The organism is Streptomyces coacervatus, from assembly GCF_029223485.1.
Classification (GTDB): Bacteria; Actinomycetota; Actinomycetes; order Streptomycetales; family Streptomycetaceae; genus Streptomyces; species Streptomyces coacervatus.
The window spans coordinates 372,469-390,338 of sequence record NZ_JARHTP010000003.1; the positions used below are offsets into that span (position 1 = coordinate 372,469).

A 17,870-nucleotide genomic window follows, 5' to 3' on the forward strand; every position below is an offset into this window, starting at 1 on the left:
GAGACGGGTGGGCGGACCTGATACGTGGCCGTAGGCTGACTCCATGTCGACTTTCGCCAAGCGTGAACGACTTCTTCTGGCCGACCTGTTGGAGGCGGAGGGCCCGGACGCCCCGACCCTCTGCGAGGGCTGGCTCACCCGTGACCTCGCCGCGCACGTGGTGGTGCGCGAGCGCCGCCCAGATGCCGCCGGCGGCCTTCTGATCAAGCAGCTCGCGCCGCGCCTGGAGCGAGTGCAGGCCGAGTTCGCCGCGAAGCCGTACGAGGAGCTCATCCAGCTCATCCGCACCGGGCCACCGCGCTTCTCACCGTTCCAGCTCAAGCAGGTCGACGAGATGTCGAACACGGTGGAGTTCTACGTCCACACGGAGGACGTCCGCCGGGCCCGACCGGACTGGACTCGGCGCGAGCTCGACCAGGTCTTCCAGGACGCCCTGTGGTCGCGCCTGGAGCGCACCGCCCGGCTGATGGGCCGCGCTGTCCCCACCGGGCTGGTGCTGCGCCGCCCGGACGGGCAGACGGCGGTCGCGCACCGCGGCACGCCCGTCGTGACGGCGACCGGGGAGCCGTCCGAGCTGCTGTTGTTCACCATGGGCCGGCAGAGCGCCGCCAAGGTCGAGCTGGACGGCGACGAGGACGCGATCGCCAAGCTGCACGACGCGAAACAACTGGGCATCTGAGAGGCTCGCGATGATCAAGGTCGCCATGACGAGCGTGTACGTCGACGACGTCACGAAGGCGCACGCGTTCTACACGGACGTGCTCGGATTCGAGACCCGGACGCACATGGATCTGGGCGGCGGCACGCTGTTCGTCACCGTGGGCGCGCCCGAGGGGGCCCAGCAGGACCTCCAGCTGCTGCTGGAGCCCGGCCAGGGCCCCATCGCGGAGCCGTACCGCAAGGCGGTGTACGAGGCGGGGCTGCCCTGCATCGTCTTCTCCGTGGACGACATCGAGGCCGAGTACGCACGGTTGCAGGGGCTCGGCGTGCACTTCACGCGGGCCCCGCAGGAACAGGGGCCGGTGATCGCGGCCGTACTGGACGACACGGTCGGCAACCTGATCCAGCTGGCGCAGCCCAAGGGCTGAGGTCAGCGGGGCAGTTCGGCGCGGCGCAGGTCGCGGACGCACAGGGCGACGACTCCGCCGAGCCCGCAGACCACCGCGCTGACAACGAACACCGGGCCGGTGCCCCACGCCCCGATCGCCGCGGCCGACAGCGGCATGCTGAGCGGGGCGAACCCAAGGCTGACCAGGCTGGAGACGGCGGTGACGCGGCCCAGGTAGGCGGGGTCGGCCTGGGTCTGCAGCAGGGCGCCGCACATGGCCCCGCTGAGCCCGGCCAGCAGCCCGACAAGGAGGGCGACCCCGACGGCCGCGAGGACGCTCGGGACATAGGCCAGGGCGCCGATGGCGACTGAGCCGACGATGATCGCGCCGCCGGCGACCCGTCCGGCGTGCGGCAGCCGTCCCCGCACGGTCAGCAGCAGGGAGGCGGCACCGGCGCCGGTCCCGAACCCGGCGAGCACCCAGCCCATGCCCGAGGCTCCCCAGCCGCGCTCGTCGGCAAGCAGGGTCAGGCCCACGTTGAGCGGCCCGACAAAGCCGAGGTCGCCGAGGGCGATGGCGAGCATGAGCGGGGCGAGGACGCGGTGGCCGCGGATGTAGCGCAGGCCGTCCCGGAGGTCGCTCCAGGCCGACGTACGGCGGGCGTCGGCCTTGTCGTCGGCGGGCAGCTCACGCATCCGTACGGACATCAGCAGCGGCACCGAAACTGCGATGAGCAGCCCGGCGAGCCCGAACGCCGCCGCCGCGCCCCCGACCGCCACACCCAGCCCGCCGAGCGGCGCCCCGACGACACTCGCGAAGCGGATCGCCAGCCCCCGCATGCCCTGCACGCGCGCGAGCTGGTCACGGCTCGTCACGCGCGCGGGGAGGGCGCCCACGGCGGGCATGAACACGGCGTCCACGGTGCCGAAGACCACGGCGAGCAGGGCCAGCGGCCACAGGCCGGGGCTGGTGAGGAACAGCAGCGCGGCCACCGCGAGGACGGCCGCACAGCGCACGGCGTCGCTCCCGATGACCACCCGCCGCGGACCCAGCCGGTCGGCGACCACTCCCCCGCCCAGCATCAGCAGGGCGCGGGGCACGGCGCTGACCGCCATCACGAGGCCTGCCTGCGAGGGCGAACCCGCCTGTACGGCGGCCCAGGACAGGGCGATGTAGTAGACGCTGTCGCCGACCATCGACGAGGTGTAGGCGCCGAGCCAGCGCAGGACGTTGCCGTCGCGGTGGGCGGGGCGCTCGGGGGCGGGCGGGGCTATGAGCGTGGCGGTCACGGGAGTGGGTCCTCTCGGGGGCTCAGGGGCGGAACGGGAATCCGTACATGTGCAGCGCGACGTTCTCGCGTCCTTCGGGGTCGCCGGACCGGCCTTTCTCGTCGTACTTCCGGACCACCGCGAGCAACTCCTCGCCGAGCGCGGTCAGTTCGGCCGGGGTCAGCCGCAGCCAGGACTCGCTGTCCTGGGCGGCTGTGTTCCAGTCGGGGCTCCAGGCGGCGCGCTGGTCCAGGTAGCGGTGGTAGAGGTCGGCACGCTGGTCATGGAAGAGACGTGTCGCCGCCATGTGTACGGCCACCTTCTCCGGGGCGTCCCGGAAGTCCGCGTTCTTGATGCTCACGCCGTCGGACGACGGTTGCCACCAGCGTTCCCGGCCGTCCTTGCTCTGCGGCTCGGCCTCCTCGATCAACCCGTGGTCGGCGAGCTTGCGCAGGTGGTAGCTGACCAGCGACACGGCCTCGTCGACCTGCTCTGCGAGCTGCGAGGCCGTCGCGACTCCGGCCAATGACAGGGCCCGGTACAGGTTCGCCCGCAGCGGATGCGCGAGCGCCTTCAGCGTGCCCACGTCTGTGATCCGGCGGTTCTCCTTGCTTGCCATGCCTCCAACCGTAGATACGAAATAAAAATTGCACAACATATTTTGCGCAACTTCCCTTTGACATCTGCCCACAAGTAAGCCCCGACCGCCAGGCGACCGGGGCTACAGCACCTCTGGGACGTCACCGAACCGGGTGTCCCGCTTCCTTCAACGCCTGCTTCACTTCCCCGATCCGTAGATCCCCGAAGTGGAAGACGGACGCCGCCAGCACCGCATCCGCGCCCGCCCCGATGGCCGGCGGGAAGTCCGCCAGCTTGCCCGCGCCGCCCGACGCGATCACCGGGACCGTCACGTGCCCCCGAACCGCGGCGATCATCTCCAGGTCGTAGCCGTCCTTCGTGCCGTCCGCGTCCATCGAGTTGAGCAGGATCTCGCCCGCCCCCAGTTCGGCGGCGCGGTGCGCCCACTCGACGGCGTCGATGCCGGTGCCGCGACGGCCGCCGTGGGTGGTCACCTCGAAGGTGCCCTCGGGAGTGCGGCGCGCATCCACCGACAGGACCAGCACCTGGCGGCCGAAGCGCTCCGCGATCTCACGGATGAGCTCAGGACGGGCGATCGCGGCGGTGTTCACACCGACCTTGTCCGCACCGGCCCGCAGCAGCTTGTCCACGTCCTCGGCCGTGCGCACACCGCCGCCGACCGTCAGCGGGATGAACACCTGCTCGGCCGTACGGCGCACCACGTCGTACGTCGTTTCGCGGTTGCCCGACGACGCGGTGATGTCCAGGAACGTCAGCTCGTCGGCGCCCTCGGCGTCGTACACCTTGGCCATCTCGACGGGATCGCCCGCGTCGCGCAGGTTCTGGAAGTTGACGCCCTTGACGACCCGGCCGTTGTCCACGTCCAGGCAGGGGATGACTCGTACGGCAAGCGTCATGCTGCGATTTCTCCTCGGAACGCCTCCACCTCGACCTCGACGACCAGGCTGGGGTCCACGAAGCCGGAGACGATGATCATGGATGCGGCGGGCCGGACGGAGTCGAACAGCTCCTTGTGAGCGCGTCCGACGTCGTCCACGTCCCGGGCATGGGTGATGTACATGCGCGTACGCACGACGTCGTCACGACCGAGCCCCAGCTGCTCCAGCGCCGCGAACGCGACGTTGAAGGCGTTGACCGTCTGTTCGTACGGACCGCCTCCGGCGATCTGGCCGTCCACTATCGAGGTGCAACCGGCGACCAGCACCAGGCCGTTGGGCAACTCCACCGCGCGGGAGTAGCCGAAGGCGTCCTCCCAGGGCGCTCCGGTCGTGACACGCCGTACGTCGCTCACTGGGCTACCGCCTCCAAGGCCTCTTCCAGGGTGAACGCCTTCGCGTACAGGGCCTTCCCGACGATGGAGCCCTCGACACCGAGGGGTACCAGCTCGGCGATGGCGCGCAGGTCGTCGAGGGACGACACGCCGCCGGACGCCACGACCGGGCGGTCGGTCGCCGCGCAGACGTTGCGCAGCAGCTCCAGGTTGGGGCCCTGGAGCGTGCCGTCCTTGGCGATGTCGGTGACGACGTACCGCGCGCAGCCCTCCTTGTTGAGGCGCTCCAGCGTCTCGTAGAGGTCGCCGCCGTCGCGGGTCCAGCCGCGGCCGCGCAGGGTCGTACCGCGTACGTCCAGGCCCACCGCGATCTTGTCGCCGTGCTCGGCGATGACCTTGGCGACCCACTCCGGGGTCTCCAGGGCGGCGGTGCCGAGGTTCACCCGGGTGCAGCCGGTGGCGAGGGCGGCCGCCAGAGAGGCGTCGTCGCGGATGCCGCCGGACAGCTCCACCTTGATGTCCATCGCCTTCGCGACCTCGGCGATCAGGGCGCGGTTGTCACCCGTGCCGAACGCCGCGTCCAGGTCGACCAGGTGCAGCCACTCGGCGCCCGACCGCTGCCAGGCGAGGGCGGCCTCCAGCGGAGAGCCGTACGAGGTCTCCGTGCCGGACTCGCCGTGCACGAGACGGACGGCCTGGCCGTCGCGGACGTCGACGGCGGGGAGGAGTTCGAGCTTGGCCATGGTCTACAGGGTTCCGATCCAGTTGGTGAGCAGCTGCGCTCCGGCGTCGCCGGACTTCTCGGGGTGGAACTGGGTGGCCCACAGGGCGCCGTTCTCGACGGCGGCCACGAAGGGCTTGCCATGCGTCGTCCAAGTGACCAGCGGGGCCTTCATCGCCGGGTTCGCGGTCTCCAGGGTCCAGTCGTGGACGGCGTAGGAGTGCACGAAGTAGAAGCGCGCGTCCGCGTCCAGGCCGGCGAACAGCTCGGAGCCGGGGGGCACGTCCACGGTGTTCCAGCCCATGTGGGGCACGATCTCGGCCTGCAGCGGCTCGACCGAGCCGGGCCACTCGTCCAGGCCCTCGGTCTCCACGCCGTGCTCGATGCCGCGCGCGAAGAGGATCTGCATGCCGACGCAGATGCCCATGACCGGGCGCCCGCCGGACAGTCGGCGGTCGATGATCCAGTCGCCGCGCGCCTCCTTCAGTCCCTGCATACAGGCGGCGAAGGCGCCGACGCCAGGCACCAGCAGGCCGTCCGCGTTCATGGCCCGGTCGAAGTCACGCGTGATCTCGACGTCCGCTCCCGTGCGCGCGAGGGCACGTTCGGCGGAACGGACGTTCCCGAAGCCGTAGTCGAAGACCACGACCTTCTTGGAGTTGCTCAATTCCACACCTCCAGCCTCAGGACACCCGCGACCAGGCACATCGCGGCGCTGACGGAGAGCAGCACTATCAGGCTCTTCGGCATCTGCTGCTTGACGAAGGAGATGATGCCGCCGACCAGGAAGAGGCCGACGACGATCAGGACGGTCGACAGTCCGTTCATGGCTTTACAGCGCGCCCTTCGTGGACGGGAGGATGCCGGTCGCGCGCGGGTCGCGCTCGGAGGCGTAGCGCAGGGCCCGCGCCAGCGCCTTGAACTGGCACTCCACAATGTGGTGCGCATTGCGCCCGTACGGCACGTGCACGTGCAGCGCGATCTGGGCCTGGGCGACGAAGGACTCCAGGATGTGCCGGGTCATCGTGGTGTCGTACTCGCCGATCATCGGCGCCATCTTCTCGGGCTCGGTGTGCACGAGATACGGGCGGCCGCTCAGGTCCACCGTCACCTGGGCCAGCGACTCGTCCAGGGGAACCGTGCAGTTGCCGAATCGATAAATCCCCACCTTGTCGCCGAGCGCCTGCTTGAAGGCGGCACCGAGCGCGAGGGCGGTGTCCTCGATGGTGTGGTGCGAGTCGATGTGCAGATCGCCCTCGGTCTTCACGGTCAGGTCGAACAGACCGTGCCGGCCGAGCTGGTCGAGCATGTGGTCGTAGAAGCCGACACCTGTCGACACATCGACCTTGCCGCTGCCGTCGAGATCGATCTCGACGAGCACCGACGTCTCCTTGGTGACCCGCTCCACGCGTCCTACGCGGCTCATGCGCTCTGCTCCTTCTTGATGTCACGTACCGCGTCGAGGAACGCGTCGTTCTCCCCCGGGGTTCCGGCGGACACCCGCAGCCACCCCGGGATGCCGTTGTCCCGGACCAGGACGCCCCGGTCGAGGATCGCCTGCCAGGCCGTGTGGGAGTCCTCGAACCGCCCGAACTGCACGAAGTTCGCGTCGGACTCCACGACCTCGTAACCGGCCGCCCGCAGCTCGCTCACCAGCCGGTCGCGCTCCGACTTCAGCTGCTCGACGTACTTCAGCAGCGTGTCGGTGTGCTCCAGGGCGGCCAGCGCGGTCGCCTGGGTGACCGCGGAGAGGTGGTACGGCAGCCGTACCAGCTGGACGGCGTCGACGACGGCCGGGTGCGCGGCGAGATAGCCGAGGCGGAGGCCTGCGGCCCCGAAGGCCTTCGACATCGTCCGGGAGACGACGAGATTCGGCCGACCTTCGATGAGCGGCAGCAGCGAGTCGCCGTGGCTGAACTCGATGTACGCCTCGTCGACGACGACCATCGAGGGCTTGGCCGCCTGCGCCGCCTCGTAGAGCGCGAGGACCGTCTCGGGCGGGACCGCGTTGCCCGTGGGGTTGTTGGGGGTGGTGATGAAGACGACGTCCGGCTGGTTCTCGGAGATGGCCTGCACGGCGGCCTCGACGTCGACCGTGAAGTCCGCGTTGCGGGGACCGGAGATCCAGCCCGTGCCCGTACCGCGCGCGATGAGCGCATGCATCGAGTACGACGGCTCGAAGCCGATGGCCGTACGACCCGGACCGCCGAAGGTCTGCAGCAGCTGCTGGATGACCTCGTTGGAGCCGTTGGCGGCCCAGACGTTGGCGAGGCCGACCTCATGGCCGGACGTGTCCGTCAGGTACTTGGCGAGCTGGGTGCGCAGCTCGACCGCGTCGCGGTCCGGGTAGCGGTTGAGGTCGCGGGCGGCCTCGCGGACGCGCTCGGCGATGCGCTCGACCAGCGGCTCGGGCAGCTGGTACGGGTTCTCGTTGGTGTTCAGCCGTACGGGGACGTCCAACTGGGGCGCGCCGTAAGGGGACTTGCCGCGCAGCTCGTCCCGTACGGGGAGATCGTCGATGCCGAAGTTCACTTGCTCGTCGGTACCTTCCATCCGAACCTCGCCTTGATCGCCGCGCCGTGCGCCGGCAGATCCTCCGCCTCGGCCAGCGTGACCACGTGATGCGCCACGTCGGCCAGCGCGTCCTTGGTGTAGTCGACGATGTGGATGCCGCGCAGGAAGGACTGGACGGACAGGCCCGAGGAGTGGCAGGCGCAACCACCGGTGGGGAGCACGTGGTTGGAGCCGGCCGCGTAGTCGCCGAGCGAGACCGGCGCCCAGGGCCCGATGAAGATCGCGCCGGCATTGCGGACCCGGTCCGCGACCGCCGCGGCATCCGCCGTCTGGATCTCCAGGTGCTCGGCGCCGTATGCGTCGACGACCCTGAGGCCCTCGTCGATGCCGTCCACGAGGACGATCGCGGACTGCCGGCCGGCGAGCGCCGGGCGGATCCGGTCCTCGATGTGCTTGGTGGCCGCGACCTGCGGCTCCAGCTCCTTCTCGACCGCGTCCGCGAGCGCGACGGAGTCGGTGACCAGGACGGCGGCGGCGAGCGGGTCGTGCTCGGCCTGGCTGATCAGGTCGGCGGCGACATGCACCGGGTCGGCCGTGTCGTCCGCGAGGACCGCGATCTCGGTCGGGCCGGCCTCGGCGTCGATGCCGATCTTGCCGGTGAAGTAGCGCTTGGCGGCGGCAACCCAGATGTTGCCGGGGCCGGTGACCATGTTGGCCGGGGCGCAGGACTCGGTGCCGTGCGCGAACATCGCGACGGCCGTTGCGCCACCGGCCGCGTACACCTCGTGGACGCCGAGCAGCGCGCACGCGGCGAGGATGGTCGGGTGGGGCAGCCCCCCGAACTCGGCCTGCGCGGGCGAGGCGAGCGCGATGGACTCGACGCCGGCCTCCTGGGCGGGCACGACGTTCATGATCACGGACGACGGGTACACGGACCGGCCGCCGGGCGCGTACAGCCCGACGCGCTCGACCGGCACCCACTTCTCGGTGACCGAGCCGCCCGGCACGACCTGGGTCGTGTGCGTCGTACGGCGCTGCTCGCGGTGGACAAGACGGGCGCGCCGGATGGACTCCTCCAGGGCCGCGCGCACGGCGGGGTCGAGCTCTTCGAGAGCCTTTTCGATCGCCTCGGCGGGCACCCGGACCTGCTCCAGCTTCACCCCGTCGAACTTCTCCGCGAAGTCGATCAGCGCCGCGTCGCCCCGATGATGCACGGCTTCGCAGATCGGACGCACCTTCTCCAGGGCGGCCTGAACGTCGAAGTCGGCTCGGGGCAGCAGGTCGCGCAGGGCGGGACCCTCGGGGAGGGCGTCGCCGCGCAGATCGATTCGGGCCAAGAAGGAATATTGCAGCACGGGCTCAATTCTCTCAGACCGAGGTCGGGCGCCGTTCGCGCGTTCCAATGGCTGATACAGATCCCCGGCGGAACCCGGAAGATCGCCTTCACGTCTAGCGTTCGGGACGTCACACAGCGGGCATGAACGGTTGTGCGACAGCTACGAGGGCCAGGGGGATGAAAGCGCAGTGACCGAAGGGGCCGGCATTCTCGCCGGAGACCTGCCGGACGATCTGACCGCCGCCGAGGCAGGCATGTGGCAGGCCTTCCGCAACGGCAGTGTGTACGACCTGAGCAGCGGGGACACCGTCGTCGACGACCCGCACGGCGGGCACCCCTGGGGGCCCGAGCGGACCGTGCGGGCGCGCATAGTGGCCTGGGTGCTGCTCGACGGCCCGCCCGCGCTCGCGGGCCGGGTGTCCTCGCTGAAGCTGCGCGGGGTGCAGATCAGCGGCTCCCTGGACCTCGCGGGCGGCACGGTCACGCCGTACGTCGAGATGCGCGGCTGCCGCTTCGAGCGGGACGTGCTGCTGCCGGAGGCCCACTTCACGACCATGCGCATGGTGGACTGCTCGGTGCCCCGCCTGGAGGCCGCCCGTGTGCGCACGGAGGGCGACCTGCATCTCCCGCGCTGCCGCTTCCACAACGGCATCCGGCTGACCGACGCACACATCGGCACGGATCTGCTGCTCAACCAGGCGATCGTCTACCGCGACCGCAGCGGCCGCTCGATCGCCGCCGACGGTATGACGGTGGGCCAGGACCTGCAGGCCGAACTGCTGGAGTCGCACGGCGAGTTGAGCCTGCGCAGCGCCAAGATCGGCGTCTCGCTGAGCCTGCGCGGCGCCCGCCTGTCCAACCCGTACACCCGGCTCGCGCTGAACGCACCCCAGCTGACCGTGGGACGCACCCTGTACCTGACCCCGGCGGGCGTCGGCGCCTCGATGCGAAGCGGTGCGACGCCCGCGCGCGGGACACGGATCCAGCGGTTCGAGTGCCAGGGCGGTGTGCGCCTGGACGACGGGCGGTTCGAGGACGCGGTCGACCTGGAGCGGGCCCGGTTCACCTTCACCGACGACCAGGAGCTCTCGCTGCGCCGGGTACAGACGCCCGAGCTGCGCTTCCTCGGGGAGCGGCCGCAGCGCGGCAAGGTCGTCCTGTCGGGCGCTCGGGTCGTCAACCTGGTGGACCGGTCGACCGCCTGGCCCGGGCCTGGCAACCTCCACATGGGCGGTTTCTCGTACGAGAACCTGGTGCCGCAGGGCCCCTTCCCGCTGACCGAGCGGCTGGACTGGGTGTCGGCCGCGACCGCCGAGTACAACCCGGAGCCGTACGAGCGACTGGCCTCCGTGCTGCGGTCCGGCGGCGAGGACGAGGACGCCCGCGAGGTGCTCCTCGCCAAGCAGCGCCGGCGCCGCCAGAGCCTGCCGATCGCCGCCAAGCTGTGGGGGTATGCGCAGGACTGGACGGTGGCCTACGGGTACCGACCGGGCCGGGCCGCCGTATGGATGGCGGTGCTGTGGGCGGCGGGCTCGCTGGCCTTCGCGCACGCGAGTCATCCGCCGGTGCAGCCCGGGGTGCACCCGCCGTGGAACCCGGCCCTGTTCGCCCTGGACCTGCTGCTCCCGGTCATCGACCTGGGCCAGGTCGGCGTCTGGCAGCTGAGCGGCGGCTGGCAGTGGCTGGCGGCGGCGATGGTCCTGCTGGGCTGGATCCTGGCGACGACGGTGGCGGCGGGGGCGACACGGTTGCTGCGGCGGAACTGAAGTCCTGGGAACAGCGGTCCTGGGAACAGCGGGGTTTTCGCACACAACAACCCAACAGCTGTCGAACAGTCACCACACTTGCCGAACAGTCACCCTTTACCTGCACTTGACCGATCCGCGTACAACTTTCCACGAGTTGCCCTTAGGCCCTGGCGCGGGGTTGACCTGCGGCCTTTCAATGGTCGACACCATGGCTCTGCTGCATCCGTTCAGCCGCACGGCCCGGATCCCCCGGACCGCTCCGCGCCCCACCGACGGACTCCCCGCCGACGACGAGGTGCTGCTCGACGCGCCCGACGACCGCCTGGGCCCCGCGCTGGTCGCGGCCGCGCGCGGCGAGCACGGCCCCGCCTCCGCGCTGCTGGCCGCCACGCGCACGCGCGGCGACTGGGAGAACCGCGACCGGTACACGAGACGGCTTGCGGCCTTCGCGCACGCCCGCCCGGAATGGCTGCAGGCGTGGTCCGCCACCACCCCGCACGACGCGGATGTGCTCCTGCTCAGGGCCCAGCTCGCGGTGGACGACGCCTGGCGTTCCCCGGCCCGCGCGGAGCTGTTGCGCGAGGTGAGCCCCCTGATCACGTCGGCCGCGCGCGGCGACGACCGCGACCCGGTGCCGTGGCGGCTCGCGCTGGACCACGCGCGCGGCACCGGCGCCGGCCCCAAGTACTTCGGCGAGCTCTGGGAGGCGGCGCTGCGCCGGGCCCCCCACCACTACGGCTGCCATGTGGCGGCCCTGCGCTATCTGGCCGCGTCCTGGCAGGGCTCCCACCGCGAGTGCCTCGACTTCGCCGACCTGGCGGCGCAGGACGCCCCGCCGGGCTCCCTCCTCCAGGCACTGCCGTCGCGGGCGGCCTTCGCCTGTCTGACCGACGGCACCGGCGCCGAGGTGCCGCGCGCCCGGCTGGACGCGGCGGCCGACCGGGCGATCGCGCTCTCCGCCCGCTTCCCGGCGGCCGACCCGTGGCCGGCCGAGATCCGCAACAAGCTGATGTACGTCCTCGTACGACTGGACCGCTGGCAGGAGTCCCTCACCGAGCTGCACCAGATCGGCCCGTACGCCACGTCCTTCCCCTGGGACCGGTTGTCGGACGACCCGCTGGCTCTCTTCCTCAAGGTGCGCAGCGACATCCTCGCCTGTACGGCAGGCCTCGTGCCCCCTCCCCGGCATCCACGGAGTGAGCGCGCCGGACGCGCCCGCTCCGGCGACCACTAGGCTCTTGCGTCGTGACCACCGTCCGTCTCCCGCTCTTCCCTCTGAACTCGGTGCTGTTCCCAGGGCTGGTACTTCCCCTGAACGTCTTCGAGGAGCGCTATCGCGCCATGATGCGCGATCTGCTCAAGACACCCGAGGACGAACCGCGCCGGTTCGCCGTCGTGGCGATCCGCGACGGCCACGAGGTGGCACCGAGCGCGCCCGGCATGCCGGACCCCACGGCCCTGCCCGAACTCGGGCCCGCGGCCGGCTTCGGCGCCGAGCCGGCGAAGTCGTTCCACGCGACGGGCTGTGTGGCGGACGCGGCGACGATCCGCGAGCGCGCCGACGGCACCTTCGAGGTCCTGGCCACGGGCACGACCCGGGCACGCCTGGTGTCCGTGGACGCGTCGGGCCCTTTCCTGACGGCGGACCTGGAAGAACTCCCGGAGGACCCGGGCGACGAAGCGGGCGCGCTGGCGGAGGGCGTGCTACGCGCGTTCCGCCAGTACCAGAAGCGCCTGGCAGGCGCGCGCGAACGCTCACTGTCGACCGGCGCCGACCTCCCTGACGAGCCGTCCGTGGTCTCCTACCTGGTGGCGGCGGCGATGATGCTGGACATCCCCACCAAACAGCGCCTGCTCCAGGCCCCGGACACCGCGTCCCGGCTGCGCGACGAACTGAAACTCCTTCGCTCCGAGACGGCGATCATCCGTAGCCTGCCGTCCCTGCCGGCGTCGGACCTGACACGCGGCCGCACAAGCCTCAACTGAAACGGGCCGAGGATGGCGAAGAAGTCCAAGAAGCAGCAACAGCAGGGCGGCACGCCGGCGACGGTGGCCCTGACGTCCGCCGGGGTGCCGTACACGATCCACGCCTACGACCACGACCCGTCCCACCCCTCCTACGGCGAGGAGGCGGCGGAGGCGATGGGCGTCTCCCCGGACCGCGTGTTCAAGACCCTGGTAGCGGACGTGGACGGCACCCTCACGGTGGCCGTCGTCCCCGTGGCGGGCCAGCTGGACCTGAAGTCCCTGGCCTCTGCGGTCGGCGGCAAACGAGCCGCAATGGCGGACCCCGCCCTCGCCGAACGCACCACGGGCTACGTCCGCGGCGGCATCTCCCCCCTGGGCCAGCGCAAAAAGCTCCCCACGGTTCTGGACGCCTCGGCCGCCGCCCACCCCACGATCTGCATCTCGGCGGGCCGCCGCGGCCTGGAGGTCGAACTCTCCCCCGACGACCTCACCAAGCTCACCCAGGCGGTAGTGGCCCCGATCGGGCGTGCATGACCCCTCGACGACTGCCCCTCCCTGCACTAATTACGAGGGACATGTCGAAGAAAACACGAAAACGCAAGTGGCGCACCAAGAAGGGCCGCTCCAACCACGGCCACCGCCCGGCGTAAGAGAGCCTTACATCCTCAACGCCGGTCGGCGCCTTCCAGCCCGTCCGGCGTTCGAGTTTTCCAGCCCGTCCGGCGTTTGAGCTTTTCAACCCGTCCGGCGTTCGAGATTTTCAGCCCGTCCGGCGTTTGAGGACGAGGCCGTTCAGGCCGATCGGGGGTCCAGGGGGCGGAGCCCCCTGGCCGGGGTCGAAGGGGCAGCGCCCCTGGGGACGGGACGGGTAGGGGCGGCGGGGGCGAAAAATATCGCAACCCCAACGGCGCCGCACCTACCCCATCGGCGCCCCATAAGGATCCTTGGGAACAGCCCCCTGCTCCTGATACGGCGGCTCAGGATCCCGAGGCCCGAACAACGCCGTCAACCCAAGATGCACCACCAGCGCAGCCAACGACCACGCCAACAACGCCCCCTTCGCCCCAAGCTTCAGCGGCGCGGAGAACGTGACCCCCTTGCCCACAGACTTCGCATGGGCGATCACATCCTGCATCGGCCCGAGCCACACCCCGACCTTCCAGGCCAGCAACGACCCGAGCAGCCCCCCGACCCCCAGCGCCACCACCAACGGCACACCCCCACGCCGCCGCCAGAAAAACACCCCGAGCGCACTCACCGCACCAAAGGCCACAGCAAGCAGCGTGAACGTTCCGTCCACTCCGATCGCCTGCTCCCCCTCGCTGTCGGAGAGATAGACGACCCAGCTCTTGTCGACCACGTCCCCGACCAGCGGCACATGCGGCGCCAGCCACCACCACAGCACCCCGAGCAGCACGCCCGCGACCGCAACCGCCACCGTGACCACGGCGGCCTCCCGCACTTCGGTCTTCATTCCGGGCCCGTCCTGTCCGTACATGCCGTCCCATACGGCGTCCTGCGCCGCAGGAGCCGCATACCCGGCAGCGGGAGGCTGCCACGGATTCTGCGAGGACTGTTCAGGGGACTGTTCATGCGGCGGCGGAGGCGGAGTCAACGGTGCGGTCACCCTGACATCGTGCCAGGCCCGCCTGTGCGGCGCGTCACCGGACGGCCGCCCGACGGTACGCCCAGGTGGCGACGGCCAGCGAGACGACACCCACACCGGCACACACGGCGAGGTCCCCGACCACGAAGGCCCAGTCGGGATGCGCCCCGAAGGTCCGCGCAAAGGCCTCGACGCCGTATGTCGACGGCAGCAGATCCCGCGCGAACCGCACGGCCTCCGGCATCCGGTCGGCCGGCAGCACCCCGAGCAGCAGCGCCGCGGACATGCCCAACTGGCCCAGCAGAGTGGCCAGTTCGGGCCGCGGAGCCAGCAGCCCCAGCGCCGCACCCAACCCCGCGAGCGCCGCCCCCGCCAGCGGAATCACCGCTCCGAGCACCCACAGATGCGCCAGCGGCAGCCCGAACAGCACACACCCGAACACCGCCGTGACCACGGTCCCCGGCACGGTGAAGGAGGCATACGCCCCCGCCGCCCCCAGCACCACGGCCGCGGGCGGCACCGGCAGCGTCGCGTAGTGGTCGAGCCCGCCGCTGGCCCGCAGCTGCCCGAAGTACTGCGCGAGCAGGTTCAGCGCCACGAACGCCACCACGAGCACCGCCGCCCCGGCCACCACCGACTGGGCCTCACCGCCGCCGTCCACGACCCCCCGCATCAGGATCATGATCCCGATCGACTGGAAGGTCGCCACGAACAGCAGCGGAATCCGGGCCACGCGCGCGCGGGACAGCTGCGCCCGGTACACGGCGACGAGGGCCGGCCACATCCGCGCCCGCGGACCGAGCTCGGCCGCACCGCGGTCGGCCTCCTCCACGGCCAGGGCACCGCCCGGCAGGACATCGGCGGGTACGACACTCACGTCGCGCTGCTCCCCTTCTCGCTGGGGCCCACTGAACTCGGACTCACCGAGCTCGGACTCACCGAGCTCAGGCCCTCTGAGGTGAACGCCCTCTCCCGTAGGGACCATACGGCCGCGGCGCGCCGCGCACTCACGACGACATCACTCATGCCTTCACCAACCCCTGCTGCGCGGCGCCCCCCAGCGCCAGGTACACGTCCTCCAGGCTGGGCGTGGCCAGCGTGAAGTCGTCGAGCGCGGCGAAGGCGCTGCCGCCGGTGACGGTGGCGACGACCGCGCGGGCCTCCTCGGGGGCGAGCCGGAGCGTCCAGCGGCGCCCGGACTCGGTGGCCCGCTCGCGCAGCGCGGCGACCTCGGGAACGTGCAGCGGCGCACTCTCGCGCCACACCAGCTCGACCCGGACCTCCCCGGCGACCTGCTCCTTGAGCCCGGCGGGGGTGTCGCAGGCGATCACCCGCCCCTGGTCGAGTACGGCGACCCGGTCCAGGACGGTCTCGGCCTCGATGACGTTGTGGGTGACGAGCAGCACGGTCGCCCCGCGCTCGGCCCGCCGCCGGTCCACGGCCGCCCACACGGCCCGCCGGGCCACCGGATCCATCCCGGTGGTCGGCTCGTCGAGCACCAGCAGTGGCCGCTCCCCGACCAGAGCGGCGGCGAGACACGCCAGCCGCCGCTGCCCGCCGGACAGCTTCTTCAACGGCCGCCCTGCGATGGGCGTGAGCCCCAGCTCCTCCAGTACGGCGTCCCGCTCGGCCCGCGCCTGCCGCGCCTCAAGGCCACGCAGCCGCCCGGTCGTCTCGGCGGCGAGCGACACGGTCAGTTCGTCGAGGGCGGTCGACTCCTGCCCCAGGTAGGCGAGGATCCGCGCGGCCCTCTCCGGGTGCCGCACGATGTCGTGCCCGAGGATCTCGACGCGCCCGGCGTCCGGCCGCATCAGCCCGGTCAGCTGCCGTACGAGGGTGGACTTGCCTGCACCGTTCGGCCCGAGCAGCCCGAAGATCTCACCGCGCCGGATGTCCAGCCGTACGTCGTCGGTGGCCCGCACCGCGGGCGTCCCCGGCGCACCCCGCCGCCCGCGCACCGCCGGATAGGTCTTGGTCAGTCCGCGCACCGCGCACACGACGTCCCCACCGTGCCGAAGTGCCTGTGCCGCGCGCGTACTCACAAAGGACGAGGGTACGGGGTCCGCAGGCCCCGTCCGCTCTCGGGTTGGTCCATAACGGCACATCCACCGGTAAAGAACACAGGTGAGAACACCGGTGAAGAACTACTCACCAGCGGGAGCATGCTCGGCGGCCGTCCGCACATCGATCTCCCGCCAGAACCCGGCCCGGATCGCATACCGGTCGTGCTCGTCGATCTGGTCGTCCTTGTGGGCGAGCAGCCCGAAGCGGGCGGCGTAGCGCAGCAGCTCCCCGTCGATGCGGTGCGGGACCCGCGGGTACATCCCGGACAGCTTCTGCAGATGGCTCTGGTCGCCCAGCCGCTCCATCCACCGCCGCGCGAACACCTGCCCGACCTCGTACGGATCGCCGCCGACCGTGGTGATGTCCTCCTCGCGGTCGGCCCACCGCTGCTCCGCGGTGGTCAGCTGCGCCAGCGTCGGCATGGAGGCGACCTCGGGCGACTCGGCGGCGGGCCGGTCGACCCAGCCCTTGTCGGAGGACCAGCGCAGGGTCGCGTTCGCCGGGTGCTGGGCGGGCTGCACTCCGGGGGCGCGCAGCGCGGCCAGGTCCTTCGGAGTGGGCACGCCCTTGGGCGCGGGCACCCGCTCCTGCGTGCCGTTCTCGGAGCCGGCCGCCGCGGGCATGTGCTCGCCCTCCTCGACGGTCCGCTCGGCCGCGGCGGCGAGCGCGGACTCCGGCAGCGGCGCGGAGAGGATCGCGGCGATCTCGGGCCGGGGCACCGGCGGCGGCGCGCAGATCCCGCCGAGCTCCTTGGCCCGTACCGCCTTGGTGATCCAGGTGCGGTCGAGCACACGCCGCTCGTCCGCCTCGGCGACCAGGTCCTCGGACTGGTTGTAGTCCCCGTCGGCGGCCTGCACGGCCCAAAGGTGTACGGCGACGCCGTGCTCCTTGGCGGCCATCATGCCCGGCAGCAGATCGCCGTCACCCGTCACCAGCACCACATCCGAGCAGGCGCGGTTTCTGGCCAGCTCGGTGAGCTCGGCGTGCATGGCGGCGTCGACGCCTTTTTGCGCCCAGCGTCCGTCGCTGCGGGTCAGGGCGCCGAGGCGGACGGTGACCCGGGGCATCACGCGCAGCCTGCGGTGCTCGGGCTGGGGGACGCGGTCGGGGGCGCCGTCGAACCAGTAGATGCGCAGCAGCGGCCGTTCCGTGTCGGACTCGGCGCGTTCTCGCAGGGCCTGGATGAGGGCGGCATGATCGACGGTGATGCGGGAGCGTGAGGGCTCCCCGGCGAGGAGACTGGCGGCGGCCCCCAGCAGATACCCGGCGTCCACCAGGACGATGCAGCGGTCCACGCGATCCACCCTCTTTCCGGGAGGTTTGCTTCGGGCTTCCTTCGAGTCTGCCCGACTGCGCGAGGGTTAACGGCCCGAACTCGATCTTCGGCGTGGCGTTTCGGGCCGCGCCCCGCGTCCTCGCGCCCCGAGAAACCCTGTCACAGACGGTAATTATCCGAAATGCGCTCGTTGTCAGCCTATGTGAATCTGGTCGCGGCCCTGGCCCCTAGATCCCCCGCAGGAGGCAGAACCATGGCCAAGAACAAGAACCGTGAGCGAAAGCAGCCGCAGTCCGAGCGCGGTCAGCAGGCGGCCCAGCAGTCCTCGATGGAGTCGCAGGCCGAGCACCGCACGAGCCAGGTGACGCCTGGCGACATGGCGCGCAAGGGCAAGCAGAAGCGCTTCGGTCACAACTGACATCTGAATAACGGGTTGTTGAAACCCAGGCA

21 protein-coding genes are annotated in these 17,870 nt (G+C 71.1%); 7 read left to right on the forward strand and 14 right to left on the reverse strand.

The window, feature by feature from the left end; all coding sequences use genetic code 11:
* The first annotated feature begins 43 nt into the window (after nucleotides 1-43).
* Nucleotides 44-679: a TIGR03085 family metal-binding protein gene (locus tag P2Q00_RS09240; protein ID WP_275771334.1), complete on the forward strand. Its 636-nt coding sequence runs from the start codon at nucleotides 44-46 to the stop codon at nucleotides 677-679.
* A gap of 10 nt (nucleotides 680-689) precedes the next feature.
* Nucleotides 690-1,088 (forward strand): VOC family protein, encoded by a 399-nt coding sequence (locus P2Q00_RS09245; RefSeq protein WP_275771337.1) that lies wholly within the window; start codon nucleotides 690-692, stop codon nucleotides 1,086-1,088.
* 2 nt (nucleotides 1,089-1,090) lie between these two features.
* On the opposite strand, the gene P2Q00_RS09250 is transcribed toward P2Q00_RS09245, so the two are convergent.
* The 10 genes from P2Q00_RS09250 to hisD form a co-directional block, all read right to left on the reverse strand.
* Nucleotides 1,091-2,338 carry an MFS transporter gene (locus P2Q00_RS09250; protein WP_275771339.1) on the reverse strand — a complete coding sequence of 416 codons (1,248 nt, stop codon included), beginning with the start codon at nucleotides 2,336-2,338 and terminating at the stop codon, nucleotides 1,091-1,093.
* A 22-nt stretch (nucleotides 2,339-2,360) separates the two neighbouring features.
* Nucleotides 2,361-2,936: an ArsR/SmtB family transcription factor gene (locus tag P2Q00_RS09255; protein ID WP_275771342.1), complete on the reverse strand. Its 576-nt coding sequence runs from the start codon at nucleotides 2,934-2,936 to the stop codon at nucleotides 2,361-2,363.
* A gap of 121 nt (nucleotides 2,937-3,057) precedes the next feature.
* Nucleotides 3,058-3,813, reverse strand: a complete 756-nt coding sequence (hisF, locus tag P2Q00_RS09260) for an imidazole glycerol phosphate synthase subunit HisF (RefSeq protein ID WP_275771343.1) — start codon at nucleotides 3,811-3,813, stop codon at nucleotides 3,058-3,060.
* Nucleotides 3,810-4,208 (reverse strand): RidA family protein, encoded by a 399-nt coding sequence (locus P2Q00_RS09265; RefSeq protein WP_275771345.1) that lies wholly within the window; start codon nucleotides 4,206-4,208, stop codon nucleotides 3,810-3,812. The genes hisF and P2Q00_RS09265 overlap by 4 nt, the downstream gene beginning before the upstream one ends.
* The gene (priA, locus tag P2Q00_RS09270) at nucleotides 4,205-4,930 is read right to left on the reverse strand and encodes a bifunctional 1-(5-phosphoribosyl)-5-((5-phosphoribosylamino)methylideneamino)imidazole-4-carboxamide isomerase/phosphoribosylanthranilate isomerase PriA (protein WP_275771346.1); all 726 of its coding nucleotides are present in this window, start codon (nucleotides 4,928-4,930) and stop codon (nucleotides 4,205-4,207) included. The genes P2Q00_RS09265 and priA overlap by 4 nt, the downstream gene beginning before the upstream one ends.
* A gap of 3 nt (nucleotides 4,931-4,933) precedes the next feature.
* Nucleotides 4,934-5,581: an imidazole glycerol phosphate synthase subunit HisH gene (gene hisH, locus P2Q00_RS09275; RefSeq protein ID WP_275771348.1), complete on the reverse strand. Its 648-nt coding sequence runs from the start codon at nucleotides 5,579-5,581 to the stop codon at nucleotides 4,934-4,936.
* Nucleotides 5,572-5,736: a CG2302 family histidine operon protein gene (locus P2Q00_RS09280; protein WP_030932891.1), complete on the reverse strand. Its 165-nt coding sequence runs from the start codon at nucleotides 5,734-5,736 to the stop codon at nucleotides 5,572-5,574. Before P2Q00_RS09280 ends, hisH begins: the two co-directional genes overlap by 10 nt.
* 4 nt (nucleotides 5,737-5,740) lie before the next feature.
* Nucleotides 5,741-6,334: an imidazoleglycerol-phosphate dehydratase HisB gene (gene hisB, locus P2Q00_RS09285; RefSeq protein ID WP_275771350.1), complete on the reverse strand. Its 594-nt coding sequence runs from the start codon at nucleotides 6,332-6,334 to the stop codon at nucleotides 5,741-5,743.
* On the reverse strand, nucleotides 6,331-7,461 hold the full coding sequence (locus P2Q00_RS09290; RefSeq protein ID WP_275771351.1) for a histidinol-phosphate transaminase: 1,131 nt from the start codon (nucleotides 7,459-7,461) through the stop codon (nucleotides 6,331-6,333). Before P2Q00_RS09290 ends, hisB begins: the two co-directional genes overlap by 4 nt.
* Nucleotides 7,437-8,759: a histidinol dehydrogenase gene (gene hisD, locus P2Q00_RS09295; protein ID WP_275771353.1), complete on the reverse strand. Its 1,323-nt coding sequence runs from the start codon at nucleotides 8,757-8,759 to the stop codon at nucleotides 7,437-7,439. Before hisD ends, P2Q00_RS09290 begins: the two co-directional genes overlap by 25 nt.
* 187 nt (nucleotides 8,760-8,946) lie before the next feature.
* On the opposite strand from hisD, the gene P2Q00_RS09300 reads away from it, so the two are divergent.
* The 4 genes from P2Q00_RS09300 to ybaK all read left to right on the forward strand — a co-directional run bounded on the left by P2Q00_RS09300 (nucleotide 8,947) and on the right by ybaK (nucleotide 13,008).
* Complete coding sequence (locus P2Q00_RS09300; protein WP_275771355.1) at nucleotides 8,947-10,524, forward strand: oxidoreductase; 1,578 nt, start codon at nucleotides 8,947-8,949, stop codon at nucleotides 10,522-10,524.
* Between the two features lie 178 nt (nucleotides 10,525-10,702).
* Complete coding sequence (locus P2Q00_RS09305; RefSeq protein ID WP_275771357.1) at nucleotides 10,703-11,740, forward strand: hypothetical protein; 1,038 nt, start codon at nucleotides 10,703-10,705, stop codon at nucleotides 11,738-11,740.
* An 11-nt stretch (nucleotides 11,741-11,751) separates the two neighbouring features.
* On the forward strand, nucleotides 11,752-12,492 hold the full coding sequence (locus P2Q00_RS09310; protein ID WP_275771358.1) for an LON peptidase substrate-binding domain-containing protein: 741 nt from the start codon (nucleotides 11,752-11,754) through the stop codon (nucleotides 12,490-12,492).
* A gap of 12 nt (nucleotides 12,493-12,504) precedes the next feature.
* A complete protein-coding gene (gene ybaK / locus P2Q00_RS09315) occupies nucleotides 12,505-13,008 on the forward strand; it encodes a Cys-tRNA(Pro) deacylase (RefSeq protein WP_275771360.1) in 504 nt (167 codons plus the stop codon).
* Between the two features lie 382 nt (nucleotides 13,009-13,390).
* On the opposite strand, the gene P2Q00_RS09320 is transcribed toward ybaK, so the two are convergent.
* The 4 genes from P2Q00_RS09320 to P2Q00_RS09335 all read right to left on the reverse strand — a co-directional run bounded on the left by P2Q00_RS09320 (nucleotide 13,391) and on the right by P2Q00_RS09335 (nucleotide 17,439).
* The gene (locus P2Q00_RS09320) at nucleotides 13,391-14,101 is read right to left on the reverse strand and encodes an AAA family ATPase (protein ID WP_275771362.1); all 711 of its coding nucleotides are present in this window, start codon (nucleotides 14,099-14,101) and stop codon (nucleotides 13,391-13,393) included.
* Between the two features lie 34 nt (nucleotides 14,102-14,135).
* Nucleotides 14,136-14,957, reverse strand: a complete 822-nt coding sequence (locus P2Q00_RS09325; protein ID WP_275771364.1) for an ABC transporter permease — start codon at nucleotides 14,955-14,957, stop codon at nucleotides 14,136-14,138.
* A gap of 145 nt (nucleotides 14,958-15,102) precedes the next feature.
* A complete protein-coding gene (locus P2Q00_RS09330) occupies nucleotides 15,103-16,077 on the reverse strand; it encodes an ABC transporter ATP-binding protein (protein ID WP_275771870.1) in 975 nt (324 codons plus the stop codon).
* A 147-nt stretch (nucleotides 16,078-16,224) separates the two neighbouring features.
* Nucleotides 16,225-17,439 carry an NYN domain-containing protein gene (locus tag P2Q00_RS09335; RefSeq protein WP_275771366.1) on the reverse strand — a complete coding sequence of 405 codons (1,215 nt, stop codon included), beginning with the start codon at nucleotides 17,437-17,439 and terminating at the stop codon, nucleotides 16,225-16,227.
* A 234-nt stretch (nucleotides 17,440-17,673) separates the two neighbouring features.
* On the opposite strand from P2Q00_RS09335, the gene P2Q00_RS09340 reads away from it, so the two are divergent.
* Nucleotides 17,674-17,838, forward strand: coding sequence for a hypothetical protein (locus tag P2Q00_RS09340; RefSeq protein ID WP_275771367.1), 165 nt, complete (start codon nucleotides 17,674-17,676; stop codon nucleotides 17,836-17,838).
* The last annotated feature ends 32 nt before the right edge of the window (nucleotides 17,839-17,870 follow it).

Excerpts from the sequence above, each read along its gene's own strand:
- priA (WP_275771346.1), bottom strand. The coding sequence starts at position 4,930 with ATGGCCAAGCTCGAACTCCTCCCCGCCGTCGACGTCCGCGACGGCCAG.
- P2Q00_RS09280 (WP_030932891.1), bottom strand. The coding sequence starts at position 5,736 with ATGAACGGACTGTCGACCGTCCTGATCGTCGTCGGCCTCTTCCTGGTC.
- P2Q00_RS09340 (WP_275771367.1), top strand. The coding sequence starts at position 17,674 with ATGGCCAAGAACAAGAACCGTGAGCGAAAGCAGCCGCAGTCCGAGCGC.
- P2Q00_RS09290 (WP_275771351.1), bottom strand. The coding sequence starts at position 7,461 with ATGGAAGGTACCGACGAGCAAGTGAACTTCGGCATCGACGATCTCCCC.
- ybaK (WP_275771360.1), top strand. The coding sequence starts at position 12,505 with ATGGCGAAGAAGTCCAAGAAGCAGCAACAGCAGGGCGGCACGCCGGCG.
- P2Q00_RS09255 (WP_275771342.1), bottom strand. The coding sequence starts at position 2,936 with ATGGCAAGCAAGGAGAACCGCCGGATCACAGACGTGGGCACGCTGAAG.
- hisB (WP_275771350.1), bottom strand. The coding sequence starts at position 6,334 with ATGAGCCGCGTAGGACGCGTGGAGCGGGTCACCAAGGAGACGTCGGTG.
- P2Q00_RS09245 (WP_275771337.1), top strand. The coding sequence starts at position 690 with ATGATCAAGGTCGCCATGACGAGCGTGTACGTCGACGACGTCACGAAG.
- P2Q00_RS09305 (WP_275771357.1), top strand. The coding sequence starts at position 10,703 with ATGGTCGACACCATGGCTCTGCTGCATCCGTTCAGCCGCACGGCCCGG.
- P2Q00_RS09240 (WP_275771334.1), top strand. The coding sequence starts at position 44 with ATGTCGACTTTCGCCAAGCGTGAACGACTTCTTCTGGCCGACCTGTTG.
- hisF (WP_275771343.1), bottom strand. The coding sequence starts at position 3,813 with ATGACGCTTGCCGTACGAGTCATCCCCTGCCTGGACGTGGACAACGGC.